The following is a 19,210-nucleotide window of genomic DNA, read 5'->3' as shown; positions in this document are numbered from 1 at the left end:
CTTTGCCTCTTCAAAAATACCCCTCTATACAATGCCTAATTCTGCGAACCGCACGAAAATTATCTTAATTCTTGGAATCTTATCGGCCATTGGACCTTTGTCCATCGATATGTATTTGCCAGCATTTAAAAACATTGCTTTAGCTTTGAATTGTTCACAAGAAGAAATGGGCTATACGCTATCCAGTTTCTTCTTCGGTATTTGCTTGGGGCAATTAATTAGCGGCCCGCTATTAGATCATTTCGGTCGCAAAAACGTACTCTACATCGGTTTATCCATCTACGTCTTAAGTTCAATTGCTTGTGCCTTTTCCACGTCCGTTGAAATGTTAGTTGTTTTTCGACTGTTTCAAGCCTTAGGTGGAAGCGTGGGAATGGTAGCCCCTAATGCGGTGATTCGAGAGACTTTTGAGGAAAAAGAACGCCCCAAGGTTATGTCATTAATGATTTTGATCCTAGGTGTTTCTCCTATATTAGCCCCCTCTTTAGGAAGCTTATTATTAACGATTGCAAGCTGGAAAGCTATCTTTTTAGTTCTCGCCTTCATCTTATTAGTCATCATCTTCTTGATCAAATCCTGGTTACCTGAAAAGACCAACCGGGAACATGGTGGACCGTTTCGAATTACGACCATTTTAACGTCTTACAAGTCCTTGTTCAAAGAAAAAGAATACCTCGTTTTTGCCTTTACCGGGGCGATAGGGGCAGGAAGTATTTTCACCTATGTAAGTGGGGCGCCATTAACTTTTTTAACTTATTATGGAGTAGATGAGTCCAAATTCGGATTCATTTTCGCGATTGTTGCCTCCGGAATTATCTCGGCGAGTCAATTGAATCGCGTGGTTTTGAAGAAGTATTCGAGTTTACAAATTTTGAAAGTGACCTTACCCACGCAATTAATACTGGGTTTGATTTTATCTATTTTAGCTAAATTGGATTTGCTTTCGATGGAATTAAATATCGCTCTATTATTTCTGATTATGGGTTGCCAAGGTTTCAATTTCCCCAATGTAGCGACACTTGCCTTGCGTCCCTTTCACCGAGGTGCTGGAACGGCGTCTGCGATGCTAGGCTCCATTCAGATGGCTTGGGGTGCAGTTTGCGCTACTTTAGTCGGATTGCTATTTGATGGAACTCCTTTCACCATGGCAATCATCATTTTCGGATGTGCTGTGCTAGCGAATACAATTTTGTTCGGAATTGGGCGGAAGTATATTGTCACCTAAGGCTTTAAAAGCTCGAAATAACTTACCACGAATTTATCGCCTTTCAAGTTACCTTGAACTTTGGCCTTACGCACTGCCATACAAAAGCCTTTCTCTTCATGGGCATCCCCGTGATCGTCTAGACCCGTGCCTTCGACCGCATAGGCCTTCCCTTCATATTTAACCGCGAGGTAGCATTCCTTTCCTGGCATTTTAAAATTACACGAACCACAAGACGCTTCTAGTTCCAACACTGGTTTAGAGGCATCCAGCTTCCCTGCCGGCTTAGATTGTGCAGAAGCCGCAAAGGCTACTAAAAAAAAGAATAAAAATAGCTTTTTCATAGAGGTAAAGTTAAAATAATAAAGGGAATACAAAACTAACAATTGCTGCCCACGCGGCATAAAATGGAAGGTAGGACGTCAAGCTTTTTTCTACCGCTTCGATACGTTCATTTCCTTTTAGAAATGACCATAGCTTTTGCGTTGTAATCATCAAGTGCGCCATGACGAGCGCATTGCTTCCTAGCACCGCTAGGCGATTCGGTGTAACACCAAATTCCACCAGTCGGAAACCAATGGCTGACAAAGCAATGCCATTATCTATAATCGCCAAACCCGCTAGAGCAAATAAGAAATACTGGTGAACGCGAGATGCATTTTGCTTTGTTGCCTCGCCTAAAGAAAACAAGATCAAGGCTAATACTCCTATGAGCACACCGTTAAATAGCAGCAGAAACTCGCGGTCATTATAGGGGTCTTCCCCAGAATAAATGATAGCCACTAGGAAAATGGCTAAGGTTAAAGTAACTAAGGGGGTGAAAATACGTGCGATGACAGGAGAAATTTTGCTGACTAAGCTGGCGTTTTGGCGCACTAAAAAGGTAGCAAAAAGAGGCACAGACGGAAGAATCGACAGGACTAAATAACGGAAATAAAAGTCCTCGATTTTTAGCTGAATTAAATTAAAAAGATTAATCGTCAACGCGGTAAATAAGCCTCCCGCTAATCCAATTACGGTAGTCATCACGACTAAATCTCCGTGGTAACGCAGAAAATCCATTCGTTTCCCAGGATCAGATCCAGCAAAAATATAGCCCACCACTAACCAAATTAAAATAGGGATATGAAGGCAAGTTAAAAGCAAGGTTGTGCTTTTTTCAGGTAAAAAGTTGATAAAAACAATCGAAGCGGCTAAAATCGCCAAAGGTGCCAAAAGCTGACGAAGCGACATCCCTTGCTTGTAAGCAAAATAGGCTCCTATCCCCGGCATCACGATAAAGGACATGTTGCGGGGAAAATAATAGTCATGCGAAATAGAAAAAATGTCCGGTAACTGCATGAGAAATCCGGCTAACAGCGCAAAAATACCTACTACAATCCAGTCGCTCATGGAACCCCAGGAGGTGGTCGAAACAGCTAATCGTTCCCGCCAAATTTGCGCCGAAACCTGCGAGGATATTTGAGGATAAACCGCTTCGAAAGCCCGGCTAAATTCAGCTGGGTTCGAGCGGTAGAGTTGCTCAAGCCCCGCTGGATTAGCAATGTCGGTGATAATTTGGTTTTCCATTTTACTTCCGGTTTGCCTTTATTTCAACTGCTTTCCCCTTAGCCGTATCTTTCAAAAAGCGATCAATATACCCCTGGCTAATCTCCGGATTGTCTTTATACTTTACCCGAAGCTCATCTAATTGCTTATGCAAAACTTTCCGAATAGATGAATAGGCAGGATCATTATACACATTTTTCATTTCCATGGGATCCTTCTCTCGGTCGATTAATTCCCATTCATCCGACTTAAAATAATAATGTATCAACTTGTACTTCTTCGTCACAATCGCATAATGGCGATTCACCATGTGCTCTGCTGGATACTCATAATAGTGGTAATAAACCGCATCGCGCTTCCAAGGCTTGCCTGTCACCAGAGGGATTAAACTTTGGCCTTGCATGTCCGAAGGTGCGGGAACACCCGCAGCGTCTAGAAAGGTTTGTGCATAATCGAGGTTTTGAACCAAGGCATCAGAACGCTGGCCTGCCTTAATATGTCCCTGCCAAGAGATCATTAATGGTGTTTTAAAGGACTCGTCATAGACAAAACGTTTATCGAACCAGCCATGTTCCCCTAGGTAAAATCCTTGGTCGGATGTGTACACGATGATCGTGTTTTCCATCAATTTATTGGCTTCCAAATAATCCAATAAGCGCCCCACATTTTCATCCACGGCACGAAGTGTGCCTAAATAGTCTTGCATATAACGCTGAAATTTCCAGCGCATCTTATCTTGATCCGTCATACTCGGATAGGCCTTCAAGAATTCCGCATTGATCCGATCATAGACCCGGTCAAAGTTCGCTTTTTGACTCGAATTTAAGCGACCCATGTCCGCTTTAAATCGTTGCTTATCAGATCTGATTTCAGGAATTTTTAATGAATCTAATACCGCAGGATAGATTTTATTATCCCCCGCCCAACCCATACTTATTAGGATATTCATCTCCGCCTCTTTAGCAGGCGAAGTTCGTCCAGCATAATCATCGAAGAGCGTCTTCGGTTCTGGAAACGTTTTCTGAGTCATTTCGTCCAAATGCCGTTCTGCCATTAACCAAGGACGATGTGGCGCTTTGTGCAAATACATGAGCATAAAGGGCTTGTCTGGTGAGCGCTCCTTTTTAAGCCAATCCAACGTCATATCGGTGATAATATCCGTCACATAACCCGTGACCTTGATATTGCCTTCGTTTTTGGTAATAAAATCAGGGTTATAATAATTCCCCTGATCGGGAAGAATCTTAAATTGATCGAAGCCCTTCGGTGTATTACCAAAATGCAACTTCCCGAACATGGCCGTTTGGTAGCCATTGGATTGTAATAATTGAGGAAAGGTCACATTCGTCGTGTCGAATTTAACATGGTTATCCACCTTTCCATTTAAGTGCGAATGTTTCCCCGTCAGAATTGTCGCTCGACTAGGAGCGCAGATCGAATTAGTTACGGAAGCATTTGTAAACAAGATCCCACTTTTCGCAATGCGATCGATATTGGGAGTAGAAAGCAAGCGCTGATCATAGGCTGAAATGGCCTGATAAGCATGGTCATCTGACATGATGAAAATGATGTTTGGGCGCTTAATTGAAAGCTTTTGGCCTACGAGCGTATGACTAAAAACACCGATAAAGGCCCAAACAACAATTTTTTTCATCCTATTTCAACTTCATATTCACCGGATCCCACTGAATAATTTTCTTTTGGAAGTAACTTTCATTACAAGCTAAAGCAGGCGCAGCAGCTCTAAAACCAAAGGTCGCATCTTCCACTACCGATGTTCCATTGCGGATCGCATCGAAGAAATGTGTGAAGTGATCCACGTGCTCATCGTATCCTGGAGGCGCTTTGTAAATCACATCCTCTTTCAGCGGACGCTTGCGCTGTACATCCGTCCATTTCGCGTTGTACTCGCGGGTCATTTCCTCCTGCATACTTTTAGGAAGTGTAAACACGGAATCGTATCCACCGAAACCTGGTGCTTCTGGCAAAATGCTATGTTTCACAGAAATCGTATTTCCTTTCACGTCCATCACACCCTCAGAACCGATTAAACGGATCACCTCTTGACCACCCGTTCCACTAATAAAGTTCACTTGCAAAGTTAATTGGAAGGCTGGATGCTCCGCCGTGTTACCGTATTGCATCACTCCCGACATCACATCTGGAAGGTTACGACCGTCGTTCCAATGACTAAATTGGCCCGTAGAGAAAATCGTTTCTGGACCCTTCGAATTTGTCATAAAGTGAGTTCCTGACAACAAGTGGATGAATAAATCCCCCGCTACGCCAGTTCCTACCTCTTTGAAGGCACGCCACCAGAAGAATTTCTTCGCGTCAAATTCCATTTTAGCCGTAGCTTCGATGAAGCGATTCCAATCACACGTAGACGCGTCTGCATCTTTAGGAATGGTATATTCCCAGGCGCCTATAGAGCTTTGGCGATCATAGACCGCGTTGACCATGTTCAATTTTCCAATCTCACCAGCCGCTAACATCTCTTTCGCCTTCGCTAAACCAATGCTGCTCACGCGCTGAGATCCTACTTGTAAGACTTTGCCGTATTTCTTTTGGGCTGCAATCACCTTAGGACCTTCGTCTATTTTGTAGACCATCGGTTTTTCGATGTAGACGTGTTTGCCTTTTGCCAAAGCGTCGATCGTAATCCGCGCGTGCCAGACATCGTGTGTTGCGATGATTACTGCATCGATGTCCGAACGATCTAATAATTCTTTGTAATTACGTGTCGTATATAAATCCTTACCGTATAGTTCCTTTGCATTTTCGATGCGGCCCGTATATAAATCACAGATTCCCGCTAATTCGACTCCGGGAACTTTCAGTGCTGAGGCTAAGTCAAAGTGACCTTGTACCCCAAAACCAATCACTCCTAAGCGAATCTTTTCGCCTACCGAAATGCGTTTTTCATAGGTTAAAATACGTTCCTCTGCTTTTTGCTGAGCGCCTAAAGAGGCGAATGGGGAGGACGCTGCCACAAGGCTAGTGGCCCCAATTTGTTGTAAAAACTTCCGTCTCGAAGCTTGACTATCTTTGTTCATATTCCAATAGGTTTTTTGTGAATTTACTTCCTTTTTACAAATCTTCCAAAGCATACCGCACATAGGCAAATTTCTTACCATTAGGACTCCATGAAGGCACATTAATCGTTCCTTGTCCCCCATAAAACTCCTCCGTTAAATCCTTTACGTCTTTCGTTTTCAGATTCAACAAACGCAGCTTTACTTGATGGCCAAAGGGATGGGACTGCTTTTGGTCTTCCATATACGTAATAATAGTCGCCACCTTATTATTAGGTGCAATGTGCGCAAACCAATTCGAATGCGCATCGAAGGTCATCTGCTCCGGATCCGAGCCATCCGCCTTCATCCGCCAGATCTGCATCATCCCTGAACGATACGAATTAATGTAAATGTATTTACCATCTGGAGAATATTCCGGACCATCATCCAAGCTTTCGTTTGTCGTCAAGCGAATTTCTTCTCCGCCAGCTGTAGACATGGCATAGATATCAAAGTTGCCGTTTCTAGAGGCACAATACACCATCATTTTCATATCTGGTGAAACCCCGTGCCAATATGAAGGCGTTAATGGAGTTAGTTGAACTGGTTCTCCGCCATCAGCTGAAACTTTATAAATGAAAGAGGATCCTCCTTTTATTTCTGGTTTTCCACTGGAAATGAATAAGGTTTTTCCATCGAAACTGTAACCGTGATCATTATTCGCCTTAGCGACAGAACCGGTATTTAACTCGCCTAATTTTTCTCCTTTTGGGCTGATTTTTTCGAGTTTCCCGTATGAATTAATCAATAAAAACTTCCCGTCACGAGACCAGTTTGGCGCTTCGAAATGTCGCTTCTCGGTGAGAATTAACTCTGATTTACCTGAGGCTAGATCATAAATGTAAAGTGAGGTGATCACTTTTTTCCCGGCAGGTATTTGGGCAGACAAGGATAGGTTGAATCCTAGCAAAAGAATCGCTAATTTTTTCATGTTTCATCGGTTTAGAAACATAAGTTATAAAAATTATTAGCTTTTCATGTCCTGATCGAAATGAATAATATGCTTATTTAGTTTAGATTTGTTACTAATTATTCCTCATTATGGAAATCACAATTCTGGGTATAGCCTGGGTATTTTACTTTTTTGTCCACAGCTATTTAGCCTCCTCCGAAGCAAAATCGATTATTCAAAGGAAATTCCCCTTCCTTTTTACCTATTATAGGATCCTATATAACCTCATTGCTATAGGGGGATTGATTCCTTTAGTCATACAAAGTTTTCTAATCCCAGAGGCCTATTTGTTCTCTGGCTGCAAATCGGCGGGGATATGCCTCCTGGTAATCGGTTTGATCCTATTAATCCTTGCTTTTAAGGCTTTTGATGGAGCAGAATTTCTGGGTATTAAGGCGGAAGGGAAGCCTGAATTAGTCCAAAAAGGCATGTACCGACATGTTCGTCATCCCCTTTATTTCGCGATAATCATCTTGATTTTAGGTCTTTTTTTGCTCGTCCCCACCGAAAAAATGGGACTCGTCCTAGTGATTTCCTATGGCTACATCCTGATAGGCTACCGCTTAGAGGAGAGCAAATTAATTGCTGTTTTTGGCCCTGAGTATACTACCTATCAAAAACGCGTAAAAGCACTTATTCCTTACCTGTACTAGATTACAGCAACAATAAAACCAGGGTCAAAACCGCACCTGCCAAGGTAAACAACATCGCTTTTTTAAAGATACTCGTCTGAGGTAAGAACATCCAGAAAGACGAAATCACAAAGAATAATAGCGATAATCCGAAGAAAATATTCAGATAAAAAAGCGGATCATTCGTAGTCGCCTTGTGCAATTTCGTCATCTTGTTCACGATGGCAGGCTGCTCCGAAACGGTATAATCTGCCACCCCTGTCTTCGAATTATACGTCCCTTGTTTGAAGGAAACTACATCGTCGATTGTCGTATCCGGCTTGAAGCCTTTGATGTGCAATTCCTTGCCTAATTCCTGGCCCTGAAGACCGGGTTTCACCGTCACCACCTTGTGCACATCGCTCTTTAAAAATTCCGTCTCGCGAAAGATTAAAATGATTCCGCTAATCGAATAAGTCGCCATAATGCCGGCCAAGAAGAAGCCTAAATAGCGGTGAAAAATGCGCATTTTAGTAGATACTGAGCTCATAAAGAAAATGTTAAAGATTTATTTTAGCACCAAAATTAACTGAAAAAGGCATACCAGGACGGAATCCTTGAGGTAAATTTGCTACGATATAGCGATTATTTAATGCGTTATTAATCGTGGAGAATAACGAAATAAATTTAGTCAAGCGGTAATTCCCACTTAGATCTACTACCCAATATTCCCCAATCGTATTAACATCATTGTATTTCGCGTTCGATGAGGCTATAATCTCCGTAGGATTTCCCGTTTTAATTCGGGTGTTCCCCACATATCTACTAACTAAAGTGATGTTCATTTTCTCCGACTCGAGGCCTAAACTTAAACTCAGAAGCTGCGGTGTAATAAAGGGTATAAACTCCCCCTTCGTGATAGTTCCTGTCCCCCAATCGCCTCCCGCATTCACGAATGTTTGCATAAATTTTGCTTCATTATAGGTATAAGCGATGCTCAATGGTAAGCTCCATTTCGTAGATGAACGCCATAAATTTTGTTCCAAACTAACTTCAATTCCTTGGATTTTTGCGTTCCCCGCATTAAACATATCGCCAGTTCCTGCACCTCCACCGGACACATTATCTGATCCTAAAATGTTTTGGTAATTGTTCAAGAAACCAATCGCCTGCAGCTTCAAGTTTTTATAGTTGACCTTGTATCCCAGCTCATAACTATTAGCTGTTTCCGTTTTAGCCTGGGTGGCATTTGCACTTACTGAGGGCATCCCCGGAGGAGAAAAGCCTTTATGCACTCCGCCAAAAACGCGCATATTGTCCTTTACTACATAACTCACACCGACCCCGGGTAAGAAAATAGCAAGCTGATTTTTCGCAGATTTTAAGGCTGTCCCTATTCGAGCATTGTCATTATTGCCAAAATTAGTAAAGGCTAATTCCATATTTTCGTAGCGTATTCCTGGACTTATCGTGAGTTTATCAATCACCAATTCATATTGCAGATAGCCTGCCCAGCTTTTCGCTTGACGAATTTGATTCTCCGCATTTCCCTTAACTCCGGCAGAACTCAACACCATCGTGGCATTGGTCATGGCAAAAGTGGATTGCGTAGCATATCGATCCGCTTCGTCTTGGTGGTAGCGAATGCCTGATTGAATTTTGTGTCGAACAGCGCCGGTCTCAAAATTGTAAGTCAAATTCGATTGAAAGCCTAAGACATAGAACGTTCTAGCCGCGCTTTGGAAATTCAAATTACCATTTGATTGACCAGTCATAATGGAATAAGCGGTTGAATTACTTATTGGATCTGCTAAAATATTGGTTAAGCTGACTCCTCCGATTGAATTAACGCGTCCCCAATCTCGAAACGTTTTGGCCGCATAGGCTGTCGATGTGATGCTGAATTTATTCGTCGGGTTGATACTATGTGTCAAAGAAAGATGCTGGTGATTCATATCCAGCAGATCTTTTTGCGTAGCTGCATAACGTCTGTTAGAATTAGTTAGGAAATCATTAAAAGTCAGGCCTAAATACGTTTCATTGCCCTCCTCTGACATCGTCAAGAATTTTAAGGTGAGCGATTGATTGATGGGGGCGTTTATATCGGTATGCCAGCGGACCTTTCCCATAATATCTCTACGATCGAAACCGGTATTCGCCCCGGAAGGCAATTCCTTAAATCCATTACTGGCGAGGCGATTTACTTCGAACAAGTAGTCGATGTTTTTTTGGCTATCCCCTATCCAAATGCGTTGCTGATTAGTCCCAAAACTCCCATAAGAAAGCTGAGCAAAGCCCTTAAATGAATCTGGGATGGAAGTGGAAATTAGATTAATCGCCCCTCCAATGGTGTATGGGCCATGTTTTACCTGGCTACTTCCCTTTAAAACCTCCAGCTGTTCCATCCGCGCAAAAGTGGGGAAATAATAGGCCGACGGGTCTGAATAAGGCGCAGGAGCCATTAAAATCCCGTCCTCCATTAACGTAATCTTTGCACTCCGATTCACTGGAGTACCCCGTAAACCGATGTTCGGACGTAGGCCAAAGCCCTCCTCATCGCGTACATTTATTCCAGGAATAGTTTGAATGACTTTGTTGATATCGGGTTGGTTAAGCTTTTGAATTTTGGCAAAATTAACCAAAGCCCCAGAGCCAACTACTTTATAAGGACTTGTCCCCATGATACTTACTTCCTTTAATTGCACTGCATGTAGACTGTCGGTAGACTCCGATTGCTGAGCAAAAACAGGGGAAATGAAGGCAAAAAAAACGATAAATTGATGTATTGAAATTTTAGACATTTTTATTTAGACTAATTATAAATAATGCTCAAAAGTAAAACGCCATTTGCAAAAAAACAAGCTTATTTAGAATTATTTTAAATAACTTCTATGCCATGCACAGCAACCAATTCCTTGATGTCACTAGCTAAACGCTTGATAATATTCCATTTAGCATAAGGTCGGTAGTAACAGAGACTTACTTCACGTTCCAAATTCCCCTCCTCTAATTCAATCATAGCGGCTCTGCGTTTATCGGAGAGTTGCTCTGCGTATAGTTTGGGCAAAATGGTTACTCCTTGAAAATCATCCACTAAATTCAATAAGGTTTCAAAGGTATTTGCCTCAAAACGCAGATTTACTGGCAAATATTTATTCTTTTTTAATTCACATAACTGAATGATTTGATCCCGCAGGCAATGACCGTCCTGCAATAAGAAAAAGCGTTGCTGACTTAGTTCTGCCTTTTTGATCGAAGCTTTCTGAACGTGCCCATACAGCACTAATTTCTCTTTGTAAAGTAATTCCGTTTCTAGATCCGATGAGGAAATAGGTGTACTTAAAATCCCCAAATCCAGCTTCCCTTCAAGTAGACTTTTCATCAATTGCTGTGTGGTTTGCTCCTGAATTTCAAAAATCAGGGCTGGGTATTTCTCCAGTAAAGGTTTCAGAATAATCAATAATAAGGAATTCGCAATCGTAGGAATGACCCCTAATTTCACCTTGCCCTCCATTTTTCGGTTAATGGATTTAGACGAATCTAGTAACGCATTTGCGTGTGCCACCACTTGCAAGGCCTGCCCTAAAATTTCGCGACCGTTTTCTGTTGTCGCAATGGGACTAGCTTTTCGATCGAAAATCACGATATCTAGCTGTTCTTCCAGCTTTTTTACCATCGCACTCAAGGTCGCTTGCGTAACATGACAATAATCAGCTGCTTTAGAGAAGCTTTTAAATTGGTCTACTGCTAATATGTATTCTAATTGCTGTATATTCACATGTATAGATTTTATCTATGCCAAATATAGAAAAAATCAGTTTCCTCTATACTAAAATAGGCTTTAAATTTGCTTCACTAAAAATAAAGAATCATGAAAAAAATACTTTTACTCAGTGCAATTATGGCTTCATTTGCCGTTCAAGCACAGGATTATTCTGCTAAACCGGCAGCGGCTAATCCGCACGCGGCAGCTGGAGCTAATCCACACGCGGCAGCAGGGGCTAACCCACACGCGGGAATGAATCCTCATACAGGGATGAAATTAGCTGGAACCACAAATAACGACTGGTGGCCAGGACAGTTAAACGTAGGTATGCTACGCCAAAACTCCGAAAAGTCAAACCCAATGGGTACTGACTTCAATTACATCAAAGCCTTCAAGAGCCTAGATTATGCCGCTTTGAAAAAAGATATCGGCAAGGTATTGACGACATCACAAGAGTGGTGGCCGGCTGATTTTGGGAATTATGGCCCTTTATTCATTCGTATGGCTTGGCATAGTGCAGGAACGTATCGTTCAGGTGATGGCCGTGGAGGTTCTCGCGCAGGACAACAACGTTTTGCCCCCTTGAACTCTTGGCCAGATAACACGAACCTAGACAAAGCGCGTCGCTTGTTATGGCCGATCAAACAAAAATACGGGGACAAAATCTCATGGGCTGACTTAATGGTCTTGACTGGAAACGTATCCTTAGAGCAAATGGGCTTTAAGACCTTTGGTTTTGCCGGTGGACGTACGGACGTTTGGGAGCCAGAAACGAATGTGTATTGGGGTTCTGAGAAGAAATGGTTAGACGATTCAAATCGCTACTCAGGCGATCGCAAATTAGAAATGCCTTTAGCAGCGGTTCAAATGGGCTTAATCTATGTGAATCCAGAAGGCCCTAAAGGTGTACCGGATCCAGTAGCTTCGGCGAAAGATATCCGTGAGACTTTTGGCCGTATGGCGATGAATGATGAGGAAACAGTGGCGTTAATCGCGGGTGGTCATACGTTCGGTAAAACACACGGTGCGGGACCTGCAACGAATGTGGGTGACAATCCAGAATCAGCGGGCATCGAAGAGCAAGGTTTAGGCTGGAAAAGCACCTACAAATCAGGAAAAGGAAAAGATGCGATCACGTCGGGTTTAGAGGTGACGTGGACTTCGACTCCTACTGCTTGGGGTATCGGATACTTGCAATTATTGTTTAACAATGAGTGGACTTTAGAAAAAAGCCCGGCAGGTGCAAACCAGTGGATTGCGAAAGATAGTCCAAACATCATCCCAGATGCCTTTGATAAAAATGTCTTCCACAAGCCGACGATGTTAACAACGGATATCGCATTACGCGTTGATCCTGCTTACGAGAAAATTTCTAAAAACTTTTTAGAGAATCCGGAAGTATTTGCGAAGGCTTTTGCCAAAGCATGGTTCAAATTAACGCACCGCGATATGGGCCCAAGCTCGACGTATTTAGGACCAGAAATTCCGAAGGAGGAATTGGTTTGGCAAGATCCGATTCCAGCAGTAAACCACGAGGTTATCAATGCAGCGGATATCGCGGCTTTGAAAGTGAAATTATTGAATTCGGGTTTAACGGTTAGCGAATTAGTTTCGACTGCTTGGGCTTCGGCTTCGACGTACCGTCACTCGGATCGCCGCGGTGGTGCGAATGGTGCACGTATTCGCTTATTGCCACAACGTAATTGGGAGGTAAATAATCCGAAGCAATTAGAGAAGGTCTTAGCGGTTTTGGAAAAAATTCAGCAAGATTTTAATGCCAAAGCAGGCACGAAAAAAGTCTCCATTGCCGACTTAATCGTCTTAGGTGGTTCAGCAGCCGTAGAAAAAGCAGCAGCAAATGCAGGTGTGAAAACATCGGTTCCATTTACACCAGGTCGTATGGATGCGTCACAAGCACAAACGGACGTGGCATCGGTGAACTTATTAGAGCCAATGGGTGATGGTTTCCGTAACTACTTGAAAACGCGTTATATGCTATCGACGGAAGAAATCTTCGTAGACAAAGCGCAATTATTAACGTTAACCGCGCCAGAAATGACGGTATTAACCGGTGGTATGCGTGTATTGAATACGAATTTTAATGGTTCGAAGCACGGTGTGTTTACCACGAAAAAAGACGCATTAACGAATGATTTCTTCGTGAACTTATTAGAGATGGGAACGACTTGGAAGCCAACGAACGACACGAAAGAAGAGTTCGCGGGAACGAATACAAAAACAGGAGCTCCAGTTGCGACAGCGACACGTGCTGACTTGATTTTTGGTTCGAACTCAGAGCTTCGTGCGCTTGCTGAAGTCTATGCAACGAAAGATGCGCAAACTAAGTTTGTGAAGGATTTCGTAGCGGCGTGGACGAAAGTGATGAACTTAGATCGTTTCGATTTGCAGTATAAATAGTTTTTTAGGTTGAGTTTAAAGCCAGCTGCTCGAAAGGGTGGCTGGCTTTATTTTTGGCCCTTCAACTTATCGTATTCTTGCTGTTCCAAAGACTCTGCGACAATAACATAGGCTTTCAAATATTGAATCGTTAAACCTACTCCCCACCCAAGCATGGGCCAAATAGGCCAAGGTATGCGATTAATATCTTTATCTTGTGAGGTTAAATACCAAATAACCCACAGAAAAGGTATAACAAGTGCATAGGAACTTAGGCTTCTTTTGAATTTAGCCCGTCTTTTGGCCAGTAGCCACATTTGTTGATCGGTACTTTCCATGATATTTCGTTTTTCAGTTTCGTCATCCGGAGCATACAATAAAGTCAAATTTACGCCAAGCGCATCGCCGATCGCATTCATCGAATACAAGCTGGGCTTCCCTTCGTTGCGTTCCATGCGTTGCACGGTGCGCAGGGCAATTCCGCTTTTCTCAGATAGTTCGATTTGGGTGAGTCCCTTCGAGGATCGGATTTCCTTTAATTGTTCTCCAAAATTCATGGGGCAAAATTGGGGTTATTCTCGTTAGAAACAAACGCCTTTTCTATGACTTCTTTGCGTCATCGCTTGAAATTCTCGATAACCCTGTGCGAACCATCGCAACTCGGCTTCCGCTTCGTTAAACCACAAATGCAATCGGTAATTCCGATGCCTTTTAAGATGTACTTTTCGTTTTTCTCAATGCGAGAGGTGCGTGTTTCCGATTGTTTGCCGTCGGTGAAAAAGCGAAGGTAGGCACGCTGGCGGCCAGGGGTTAACTTTTCGAAGGCCATTTTCATGGCGGGTTTCGCGGCAAAAATGGTGCCTAATTCTTCTGGATAAGGGATCTCTACTGGCTTCTCTAATTTAATTCCGAGCTTTTCTACCTCGATAGCTTCTAGGACATAGGCTTTAATTAGGTCTTCTTTGGCCAAAATCTCCTCCACCGAACTGAACTTCATCCAGCGACCTAATTGCGTATGCTCTCCGGGTTTAATCAATATCCCCTCCTCGTCTTGAAGTAGCGCTCCATTGAAAAAATTCAAGGCACAATGTTCTTTTAAACTAGAAATAGCTATGCTGTTTTTCGAGCCCACCATATAAACCGGCGTCCGCCATTTATAGGTTTCCACCAGTAAACAATCGAGTAGTATTCTACGCAAAAAGGCCATTTCAGCAGACCACTTGTCGGCACTTTGTATGAATTCGTCTACTTTCGGGTTTTTCATATGATTAGAAATGGCTACAGATTTGCTTTGCTATGCAAAGAAAGAAAAAACCTATGAAATCACGTATCCTTATTACGTTGCTTTTTGCTTCTAGCTCGCTACTAGCCCAAACACAACCTGTTATCGTCGCTATAAAAACGCCTACTTTGCGCGTAGGGAAATTGTCCTTTAAAGATTTAAACAAGAATAATAAACTGGACAAATACGAGGACTGGCGTTTGTCTGCTTCGGAGCGCGCGAAGGATTTAGTTGCTCAGATGACTTTGGAGGAGAAAGTGGGATTTATGCTCATCAGCACAACCCGCATGGGAGGAGATCAAGTTTTCAATAATGGGGTTCAAGGTAGTGCTGGACCTCGACCGAAAATCACGGAAGGCTTTAACGAAGAAGATCAGGTACAAAGTACCAATATGTTTACGCGTAAACCATTGGCTTCCCCTAATATGGGCGCCGCTGGTACGACTAAAGGGGTAACACAATTTCACCTACGCCATTTCATTTTGCGGGCGAATGCTGAGCCGGCGATTTTGGCCAAATGGTCGAATAATCTACAAGAACTTTGTGAGTCAACGCGCCTGGGAATCCCGGCTATCGTTGCTTCCAATCCGCGTAACCACGTAACGACGGATGCATCCGTAGGGCTTAGTGTGGGTGTTACATCCTTCTCTAAATGGCCCGGTGAATTAGGTTTGGCGGCCATGCGTGACTTTACTTTAACACGCAAATTTGCGGAAACGGCTGCGACCGAATGGCGCGCCGTAGGTCTTCGCAAAGGCTATATGTATATGGCTGATTTAGCGACAGAACCACGCTGGGGACGCGTAGAAGGAACTTTTGGCGAGGATGCTGATTTAGCTTCGAATATGATTACGCAAATTGTGTTAGGATTCCAGGGAACTAAACTATCGTCTTCGTCTGTGGCAATGACCACAAAACACTTTCCAGGCGGTGGTCCGCAAGAAAATGGACAAGATTCCCACTTCGACTGGGGAAAATTTGCACATTATCCAGGTGGCATGTTTGACTTCCATGTAAAGCCATTTAAAGCGGCGATTGCGGCTGGAACTTCAGCCATTATGCCCTACTATTCTGCACCAAAAGGCAAGGAATTCGAGGAGGTGGGATTCTCGTTTAACAAAGCCATGATAGGGGATTTATTGCAAGGTAAATTAGGCTTCAAAGGCATTATCAATTCCGATACGGGTCCTATTGAAATGATGCCTTGGGGGGTGGAAAACATCACGATTCCAGAACGTTACCAAAAAGCACTCAACGCAGGGGTAGATATCTTCTCTGGTTCAGCTGATCCAACTACCTTGATCGAAGTGGTGAAAAAAGGAATGGTTTCAGAGGAACGAATTAATCAGTCGGTAGCTAAATTATTGAAAGAGAAATTCGATTTAGGGCTATTCGAGAACCCCTATGTGAATGTGGAAGACGCGGTGAAAATTGTGGGTAATAAGGAGGCGACTGCTGCTGCGGATTTGGCCTTACGTAAATCAATCGTTCTTTTACGCAACGACGAAAAACGTTTGCCTATCGCTAAGAAGACCAAAGTCTATTTCGAGACCTATTTCAATTCCGGTCGCAACCCAGCGGAGGCGATCAAGGTCGCTAAACCAACCTATCCGGGATTAGAATTTGTGAACACGAAGGAGGAGGCTGATGTAGTTTTATTGTGGTTAATTCCCTCTGCCGGTGGTTTATTTAGCTCGCAAGGTGCGAAAATCGATTTGAATTTATCTAAGAATCGCATCGATGTGAATCATGTGAATGAGATTATTAATGCGAAACCAACCATCTTAGCCATCAATTACACGAACCCATGGGTGATAGAAGAAATTGATAAAGGAAAGGCCGCGTCCATTATTGCGACTTTTGGTACGACGCAAGAGGCCCTGTTAGATATTGTGACTGGAGCCTATAATCCCTCAGGCAAAATGCCATTTACCACACCGCTGAATCAAGCTGTGGTTGAATCAAATAAATCAGACGTTCCGGGTTATATGGAAGGGCCGGGATATGGATTGTTTGCGTTTGGGCATGGATTGAGTTATTAAAAATTATCAATACGCTGTTTTGTTTGTTTCGTTTAAATGTGTACTTTTATTCGAAATAAACGAAACGATATGAACGCTGGAACTGAAACGCCGACCTTAAAAGATCAAAAAATAGCAAAAGCTAGTTTTGACATTTTAATAAATGAACGCAATTCCTACCGTTCTACTAAAAAAAATCGAGTAAAACTCGTCTTTCAAGAGACAAAAAATAGCCTTGAATTGCCAGAAAAAGCAGTTTCCATTCTTAAGGAGATTCTCTTTTTCATGTCTGAAGGAAAAGGGATTACCCTCATTCCTACTGGCATAGAATTAAGCACTCAGGAGGCGGCGGATATTCTCCAAGTTTCGCGTCCTCATGTAGTGAAACTCTTAGAAGAAGGTAAAATTCCTTATCATAAAGCAGGTAGCCATCGCCGTATTTCTCAGCAAGATCTGACTACCTACGAGCTTGCCCTTAAAAGTACTAGAAAAGCAAGTTTAGACTATTTAGCTAAGCAGGCGCAGGAAGAGAATTTAGGGTATTTAAGATAAGATTTATTTAATTCAATTTCCTTACCTTTGCTAGACAAATACTACATGAAAGATGAAATCCACCTTATCCTTTCTGGAAAGAGCCAAGTTAAGCATCACCATCTTATCCAAACAACCTGTAGTTACCTTAAAAGAAGCAAAGGAGCAGGCTCAATGGCTCAAGAATTCAAGCAAAACAAACAGCAAGAAACTAAGAGTTTAATTCAGTTTGCCGACCAGGAGGGCTTGTGGTTAACTAATATTAATGTTGAAAATTATGTTTCACAAGGTGCTGAACAAAAGATCTATCTAAAAGATGGGTCTACCGTTTTAAAGTTGAATGATGCTATTTATTATGCATCTTGGATTGATTATTTGCACAACTTATTACTCAATAATTTAATTTTCCCTGATACTGCTTATCAATTGCTAGGCTTCTATAGGGAGCAAGAGATAGTGCATGCAGTAGTGGAGCAACCATTTGTTAAAGCAACTGAAAAAACAGATCTAAGCCTTGTTAAAATTTTTCTTGAAAATAACGGGTTCCAAAACACGAAAAATCATGATTATTACAATGCAGCCCTTGGTTTAATTTTAGAAGATCTTCACGACGAAAATGTATTAACACAAAACGGGATGCTTTATTTTATCGATACCGTTTTTTACATAGTAAGTGACAATAAATATTCTATCAACAAATGAACCCACACTTCCCCGCATTCAAACGGATCATCACGAATCCAATTCTATTTAAGTTTTTTGTTTTCCAAAAGCTTTCCTCCGCTTTTTGGGCCGGACTTTCCATCGCTCATTTCGACGAAAAATCCTGTGAAGTGCGCGTGAAACTTTCGTGGTTTAATCAGAATCCATTTCGCTCCATGTACTTCGCCGTGGAGGCGATGGCGGCGGAAATGAGTTGCGGGATGTTGGCTTTAGGACAGGTATATAAACGGCAACCTGCTGTAAGTATGCTCGTGGAAAAGCTGGAAGCTAAATTCGTTAAGAAGGCAACAGGAGTCATCATTTTTACCTGCGAGGATGGCCAGGCATTACAAGACACCGTGAATGAGGCATTGAATAATCCGGCAGGTTCTAAACTACAAGTGACCTCCATCGGCCGAAATCAAGCCGGCGAAGTCGTAGCGGAGTTCTATTTAACCTGGACGTTTAAAGCGAAGAGCTTATAAGTTATATTTCAAGCTAATTGTACCGATTACTTGTCCGTCTGTTAGGGTATAATTGCCAAAGGCTTTGGCCTGAAAATGCTCGTTAATATCATATGAAATCGTCTCAGCTACTCCTGTCAAATCCCCTACACTCAAGTAATACCCTTGTGATAAAAAATTCCAGTTTTTATGGTGGTAATTCGTATTTCCAGACACTAATGTCACTTTAAAATCTTTATTGCGTGCCTGACCATTTAAAATGAACGAGCCCACACTCATCTTTTTGCTCACCGGATAAGACATCGTCAATTCTCGACCGAAGAAACTCGTCACTTCATAATCCTCCGTCATTTGAAAAGCGGGCATATGAATCCCTATGATAGCCTTAAATTTTTTATCAATAAATCGATAGCGTGTAAATAAAGCCACCGTTGTAGGCGTCATGCTCTGTATACGCATCATATACATTAAGTGCCCTGTTAAGCGTTTCTTAGGATTTGTGCCAGCATTAATGATAAGATTAGGCTCTTTCGAGGTGAAAGCAGGGATAAAGGAGAATCCTCCTGTGCTCATCTCAATACTTCCTGTTTGGGCAGTTAGTGAAAAAGACGCTAAAATAAGGCAAACGGCTAGCAATTGTTTCATTTAGATACAT

Annotated in this window: 18 protein-coding genes; 7 read left to right on the top strand and 11 right to left on the bottom strand. The window is 42.5% G+C overall.

All coding sequences use genetic code 11. From position 1 onward, the window contains the following. Nucleotides 1–31 precede the first annotated feature (31 nt). Nucleotides 32–1,225 carry a multidrug effflux MFS transporter gene (locus tag ACST13_RS04850; RefSeq protein WP_459522097.1) on the top strand — a complete coding sequence of 398 codons (1,194 nt, stop codon included), beginning with the start codon at nucleotides 32–34 and terminating at the stop codon, nucleotides 1,223–1,225. Here ACST13_RS04850 and ACST13_RS04845 read toward each other — a convergent pair. Genes ACST13_RS04845 through ACST13_RS04825 form a run of 5 tightly spaced genes read right to left on the bottom strand, consistent with a single transcriptional unit; the run spans nucleotide 1,222 to nucleotide 6,760 of the window. Then, nucleotides 1,222–1,548 (bottom strand): DUF6370 family protein, encoded by a 327-nt coding sequence (locus ACST13_RS04845; RefSeq protein WP_459522096.1) that lies wholly within the window; start codon nucleotides 1,546–1,548, stop codon nucleotides 1,222–1,224. The genes ACST13_RS04850 and ACST13_RS04845 overlap by 4 nt on opposite strands. Nucleotides 1,549–1,558: 10 nt before the next feature. Continuing rightward, nucleotides 1,559–2,773 (bottom strand): hypothetical protein, encoded by a 1,215-nt coding sequence (locus ACST13_RS04840; RefSeq protein WP_459522095.1) that lies wholly within the window; start codon nucleotides 2,771–2,773, stop codon nucleotides 1,559–1,561. Nucleotide 2,774: 1 nt separating this feature from the next. Then, nucleotides 2,775–4,406 (bottom strand): sulfatase family protein, encoded by a 1,632-nt coding sequence (locus ACST13_RS04835; protein WP_459522094.1) that lies wholly within the window; start codon nucleotides 4,404–4,406, stop codon nucleotides 2,775–2,777. A gap of 1 nt (nucleotide 4,407) precedes the next feature. Then, a complete protein-coding gene (locus tag ACST13_RS04830) occupies nucleotides 4,408–5,808 on the bottom strand; it encodes a Gfo/Idh/MocA family protein (RefSeq protein WP_459522093.1) in 1,401 nt (466 codons plus the stop codon). 34 nt (nucleotides 5,809–5,842) lie between these two features. Then, entirely contained in the window at nucleotides 5,843–6,760 is a 918-nt protein-coding gene (locus ACST13_RS04825; protein ID WP_459522092.1) for a TolB family protein, read from the bottom strand. A 110-nt stretch (nucleotides 6,761–6,870) separates the two neighbouring features. On the opposite strand from ACST13_RS04825, the gene ACST13_RS04820 reads away from it, so the two are divergent. Continuing rightward, nucleotides 6,871–7,434 (top strand): methyltransferase family protein, encoded by a 564-nt coding sequence (locus ACST13_RS04820; protein ID WP_459522091.1) that lies wholly within the window; start codon nucleotides 6,871–6,873, stop codon nucleotides 7,432–7,434. Nucleotide 7,435: 1 nt separating this feature from the next. Here ACST13_RS04820 and ACST13_RS04815 read toward each other — a convergent pair whose 3' ends face one another. The 3 genes from ACST13_RS04815 to ACST13_RS04805 all read right to left on the bottom strand — a co-directional run bounded on the left by ACST13_RS04815 (nucleotide 7,436) and on the right by ACST13_RS04805 (nucleotide 11,170). After that, nucleotides 7,436–7,942, bottom strand: coding sequence for a hypothetical protein (locus tag ACST13_RS04815; RefSeq protein WP_459522090.1), 507 nt, complete (start codon nucleotides 7,940–7,942; stop codon nucleotides 7,436–7,438). A 10-nt stretch (nucleotides 7,943–7,952) separates the two neighbouring features. After that, nucleotides 7,953–10,193 (bottom strand): TonB-dependent receptor family protein, encoded by a 2,241-nt coding sequence (locus ACST13_RS04810; protein WP_459522089.1) that lies wholly within the window; start codon nucleotides 10,191–10,193, stop codon nucleotides 7,953–7,955. Between the two features lie 77 nt (nucleotides 10,194–10,270). Beyond that, nucleotides 10,271–11,170 (bottom strand): LysR family transcriptional regulator, encoded by a 900-nt coding sequence (locus ACST13_RS04805; protein WP_459522088.1) that lies wholly within the window; start codon nucleotides 11,168–11,170, stop codon nucleotides 10,271–10,273. Between the two features lie 240 nt (nucleotides 11,171–11,410). Here ACST13_RS04805 and katG point away from each other — a divergent pair, with 240 nt between their 5' ends. Further along, on the top strand, nucleotides 11,411–13,576 hold the full coding sequence (katG, locus tag ACST13_RS04800; protein ID WP_459522138.1) for a catalase/peroxidase HPI: 2,166 nt from the start codon (nucleotides 11,411–11,413) through the stop codon (nucleotides 13,574–13,576). 47 nt (nucleotides 13,577–13,623) lie between these two features. Here the strand turns inward: katG and ACST13_RS04795 are convergent, their stop codons facing one another. Together ACST13_RS04795 and ACST13_RS04790 are read right to left on the bottom strand one after the other, a co-directional pair. Next, nucleotides 13,624–14,112, bottom strand: coding sequence for a 2TM domain-containing protein (locus ACST13_RS04795; RefSeq protein WP_459522087.1), 489 nt, complete (start codon nucleotides 14,110–14,112; stop codon nucleotides 13,624–13,626). Between the two features lie 59 nt (nucleotides 14,113–14,171). Then, nucleotides 14,172–14,819: a DUF1801 domain-containing protein gene (locus tag ACST13_RS04790; RefSeq protein ID WP_459522086.1), complete on the bottom strand. Its 648-nt coding sequence runs from the start codon at nucleotides 14,817–14,819 to the stop codon at nucleotides 14,172–14,174. Nucleotides 14,820–14,872: 53 nt separating this feature from the next. Here ACST13_RS04790 and ACST13_RS04785 point away from each other — a divergent pair, with 53 nt between their 5' ends. The 4 genes from ACST13_RS04785 to ACST13_RS04770 all read left to right on the top strand — a co-directional run bounded on the left by ACST13_RS04785 (nucleotide 14,873) and on the right by ACST13_RS04770 (nucleotide 18,576). Continuing rightward, the gene (locus ACST13_RS04785; protein ID WP_459522085.1) at nucleotides 14,873–16,879 is read left to right on the top strand and encodes a glycoside hydrolase family 3 protein; all 2,007 of its coding nucleotides are present in this window, start codon (nucleotides 14,873–14,875) and stop codon (nucleotides 16,877–16,879) included. 69 nt (nucleotides 16,880–16,948) lie between these two features. Next, nucleotides 16,949–17,410, top strand: coding sequence for a helix-turn-helix domain-containing protein (locus tag ACST13_RS04780; RefSeq protein ID WP_459522084.1), 462 nt, complete (start codon nucleotides 16,949–16,951; stop codon nucleotides 17,408–17,410). Nucleotides 17,411–17,455: 45 nt separating this feature from the next. Then, nucleotides 17,456–18,091, top strand: coding sequence for a putative polyvalent protein kinase domain-containing protein (locus ACST13_RS04775; RefSeq protein ID WP_459522083.1), 636 nt, complete (start codon nucleotides 17,456–17,458; stop codon nucleotides 18,089–18,091). Beyond that, nucleotides 18,088–18,576: a PaaI family thioesterase gene (locus tag ACST13_RS04770; protein WP_459522082.1), complete on the top strand. Its 489-nt coding sequence runs from the start codon at nucleotides 18,088–18,090 to the stop codon at nucleotides 18,574–18,576. Before ACST13_RS04775 ends, ACST13_RS04770 begins: the two co-directional genes overlap by 4 nt. On the opposite strand, the gene ACST13_RS04765 is transcribed toward ACST13_RS04770, so the two are convergent. After that, nucleotides 18,571–19,200: a hypothetical protein gene (locus tag ACST13_RS04765; RefSeq protein ID WP_459522081.1), complete on the bottom strand. Its 630-nt coding sequence runs from the start codon at nucleotides 19,198–19,200 to the stop codon at nucleotides 18,571–18,573. The two genes, ACST13_RS04770 and ACST13_RS04765, sit on opposite strands and share 6 nt — an antisense overlap. Between the last annotated feature and the right edge of the window lie 10 nt (nucleotides 19,201–19,210).

The sequence above is a fragment of the Aquirufa sp. A-Brett2-W8 genome (assembly GCF_054558755.1).
Note: the sequence above shows the minus strand (reverse complement) of the source record. Positions and strands in the feature narration are given on the sequence as shown.

Coding starts and splice junctions, on each gene's coding strand:
- ACST13_RS04765 (WP_459522081.1), bottom strand. CDS start 19,200: ATGAAACAATTGCTAGCCGTTTGCCTTATTTTAGCGTCTTTTTCACTA.
- ACST13_RS04830 (WP_459522093.1), bottom strand. CDS start 5,808: ATGAACAAAGATAGTCAAGCTTCGAGACGGAAGTTTTTACAACAAATT.
- ACST13_RS04840 (WP_459522095.1), bottom strand. CDS start 2,773: ATGGAAAACCAAATTATCACCGACATTGCTAATCCAGCGGGGCTTGAG.
- ACST13_RS04770 (WP_459522082.1), top strand. CDS start 18,088: ATGAACCCACACTTCCCCGCATTCAAACGGATCATCACGAATCCAATT.
- ACST13_RS04835 (WP_459522094.1), bottom strand. CDS start 4,406: ATGAAAAAAATTGTTGTTTGGGCCTTTATCGGTGTTTTTAGTCATACG.
- ACST13_RS04825 (WP_459522092.1), bottom strand. CDS start 6,760: ATGAAAAAATTAGCGATTCTTTTGCTAGGATTCAACCTATCCTTGTCT.
- ACST13_RS04845 (WP_459522096.1), bottom strand. CDS start 1,548: ATGAAAAAGCTATTTTTATTCTTTTTTTTAGTAGCCTTTGCGGCTTCT.
- katG (WP_459522138.1), top strand. CDS start 11,411: ATGAATCCTCATACAGGGATGAAATTAGCTGGAACCACAAATAACGAC.
- ACST13_RS04815 (WP_459522090.1), bottom strand. CDS start 7,942: ATGAGCTCAGTATCTACTAAAATGCGCATTTTTCACCGCTATTTAGGC.
- ACST13_RS04820 (WP_459522091.1), top strand. CDS start 6,871: ATGGAAATCACAATTCTGGGTATAGCCTGGGTATTTTACTTTTTTGTC.
- ACST13_RS04810 (WP_459522089.1), bottom strand. CDS start 10,193: ATGTCTAAAATTTCAATACATCAATTTATCGTTTTTTTTGCCTTCATT.
- ACST13_RS04785 (WP_459522085.1), top strand. CDS start 14,873: ATGAAATCACGTATCCTTATTACGTTGCTTTTTGCTTCTAGCTCGCTA.
- ACST13_RS04775 (WP_459522083.1), top strand. CDS start 17,456: ATGAAAGATGAAATCCACCTTATCCTTTCTGGAAAGAGCCAAGTTAAG.
- ACST13_RS04795 (WP_459522087.1), bottom strand. CDS start 14,112: ATGAATTTTGGAGAACAATTAAAGGAAATCCGATCCTCGAAGGGACTC.
- ACST13_RS04790 (WP_459522086.1), bottom strand. CDS start 14,819: ATGAAAAACCCGAAAGTAGACGAATTCATACAAAGTGCCGACAAGTGG.
- ACST13_RS04850 (WP_459522097.1), top strand. CDS start 32: ATGCCTAATTCTGCGAACCGCACGAAAATTATCTTAATTCTTGGAATC.
- ACST13_RS04780 (WP_459522084.1), top strand. CDS start 16,949: ATGAACGCTGGAACTGAAACGCCGACCTTAAAAGATCAAAAAATAGCA.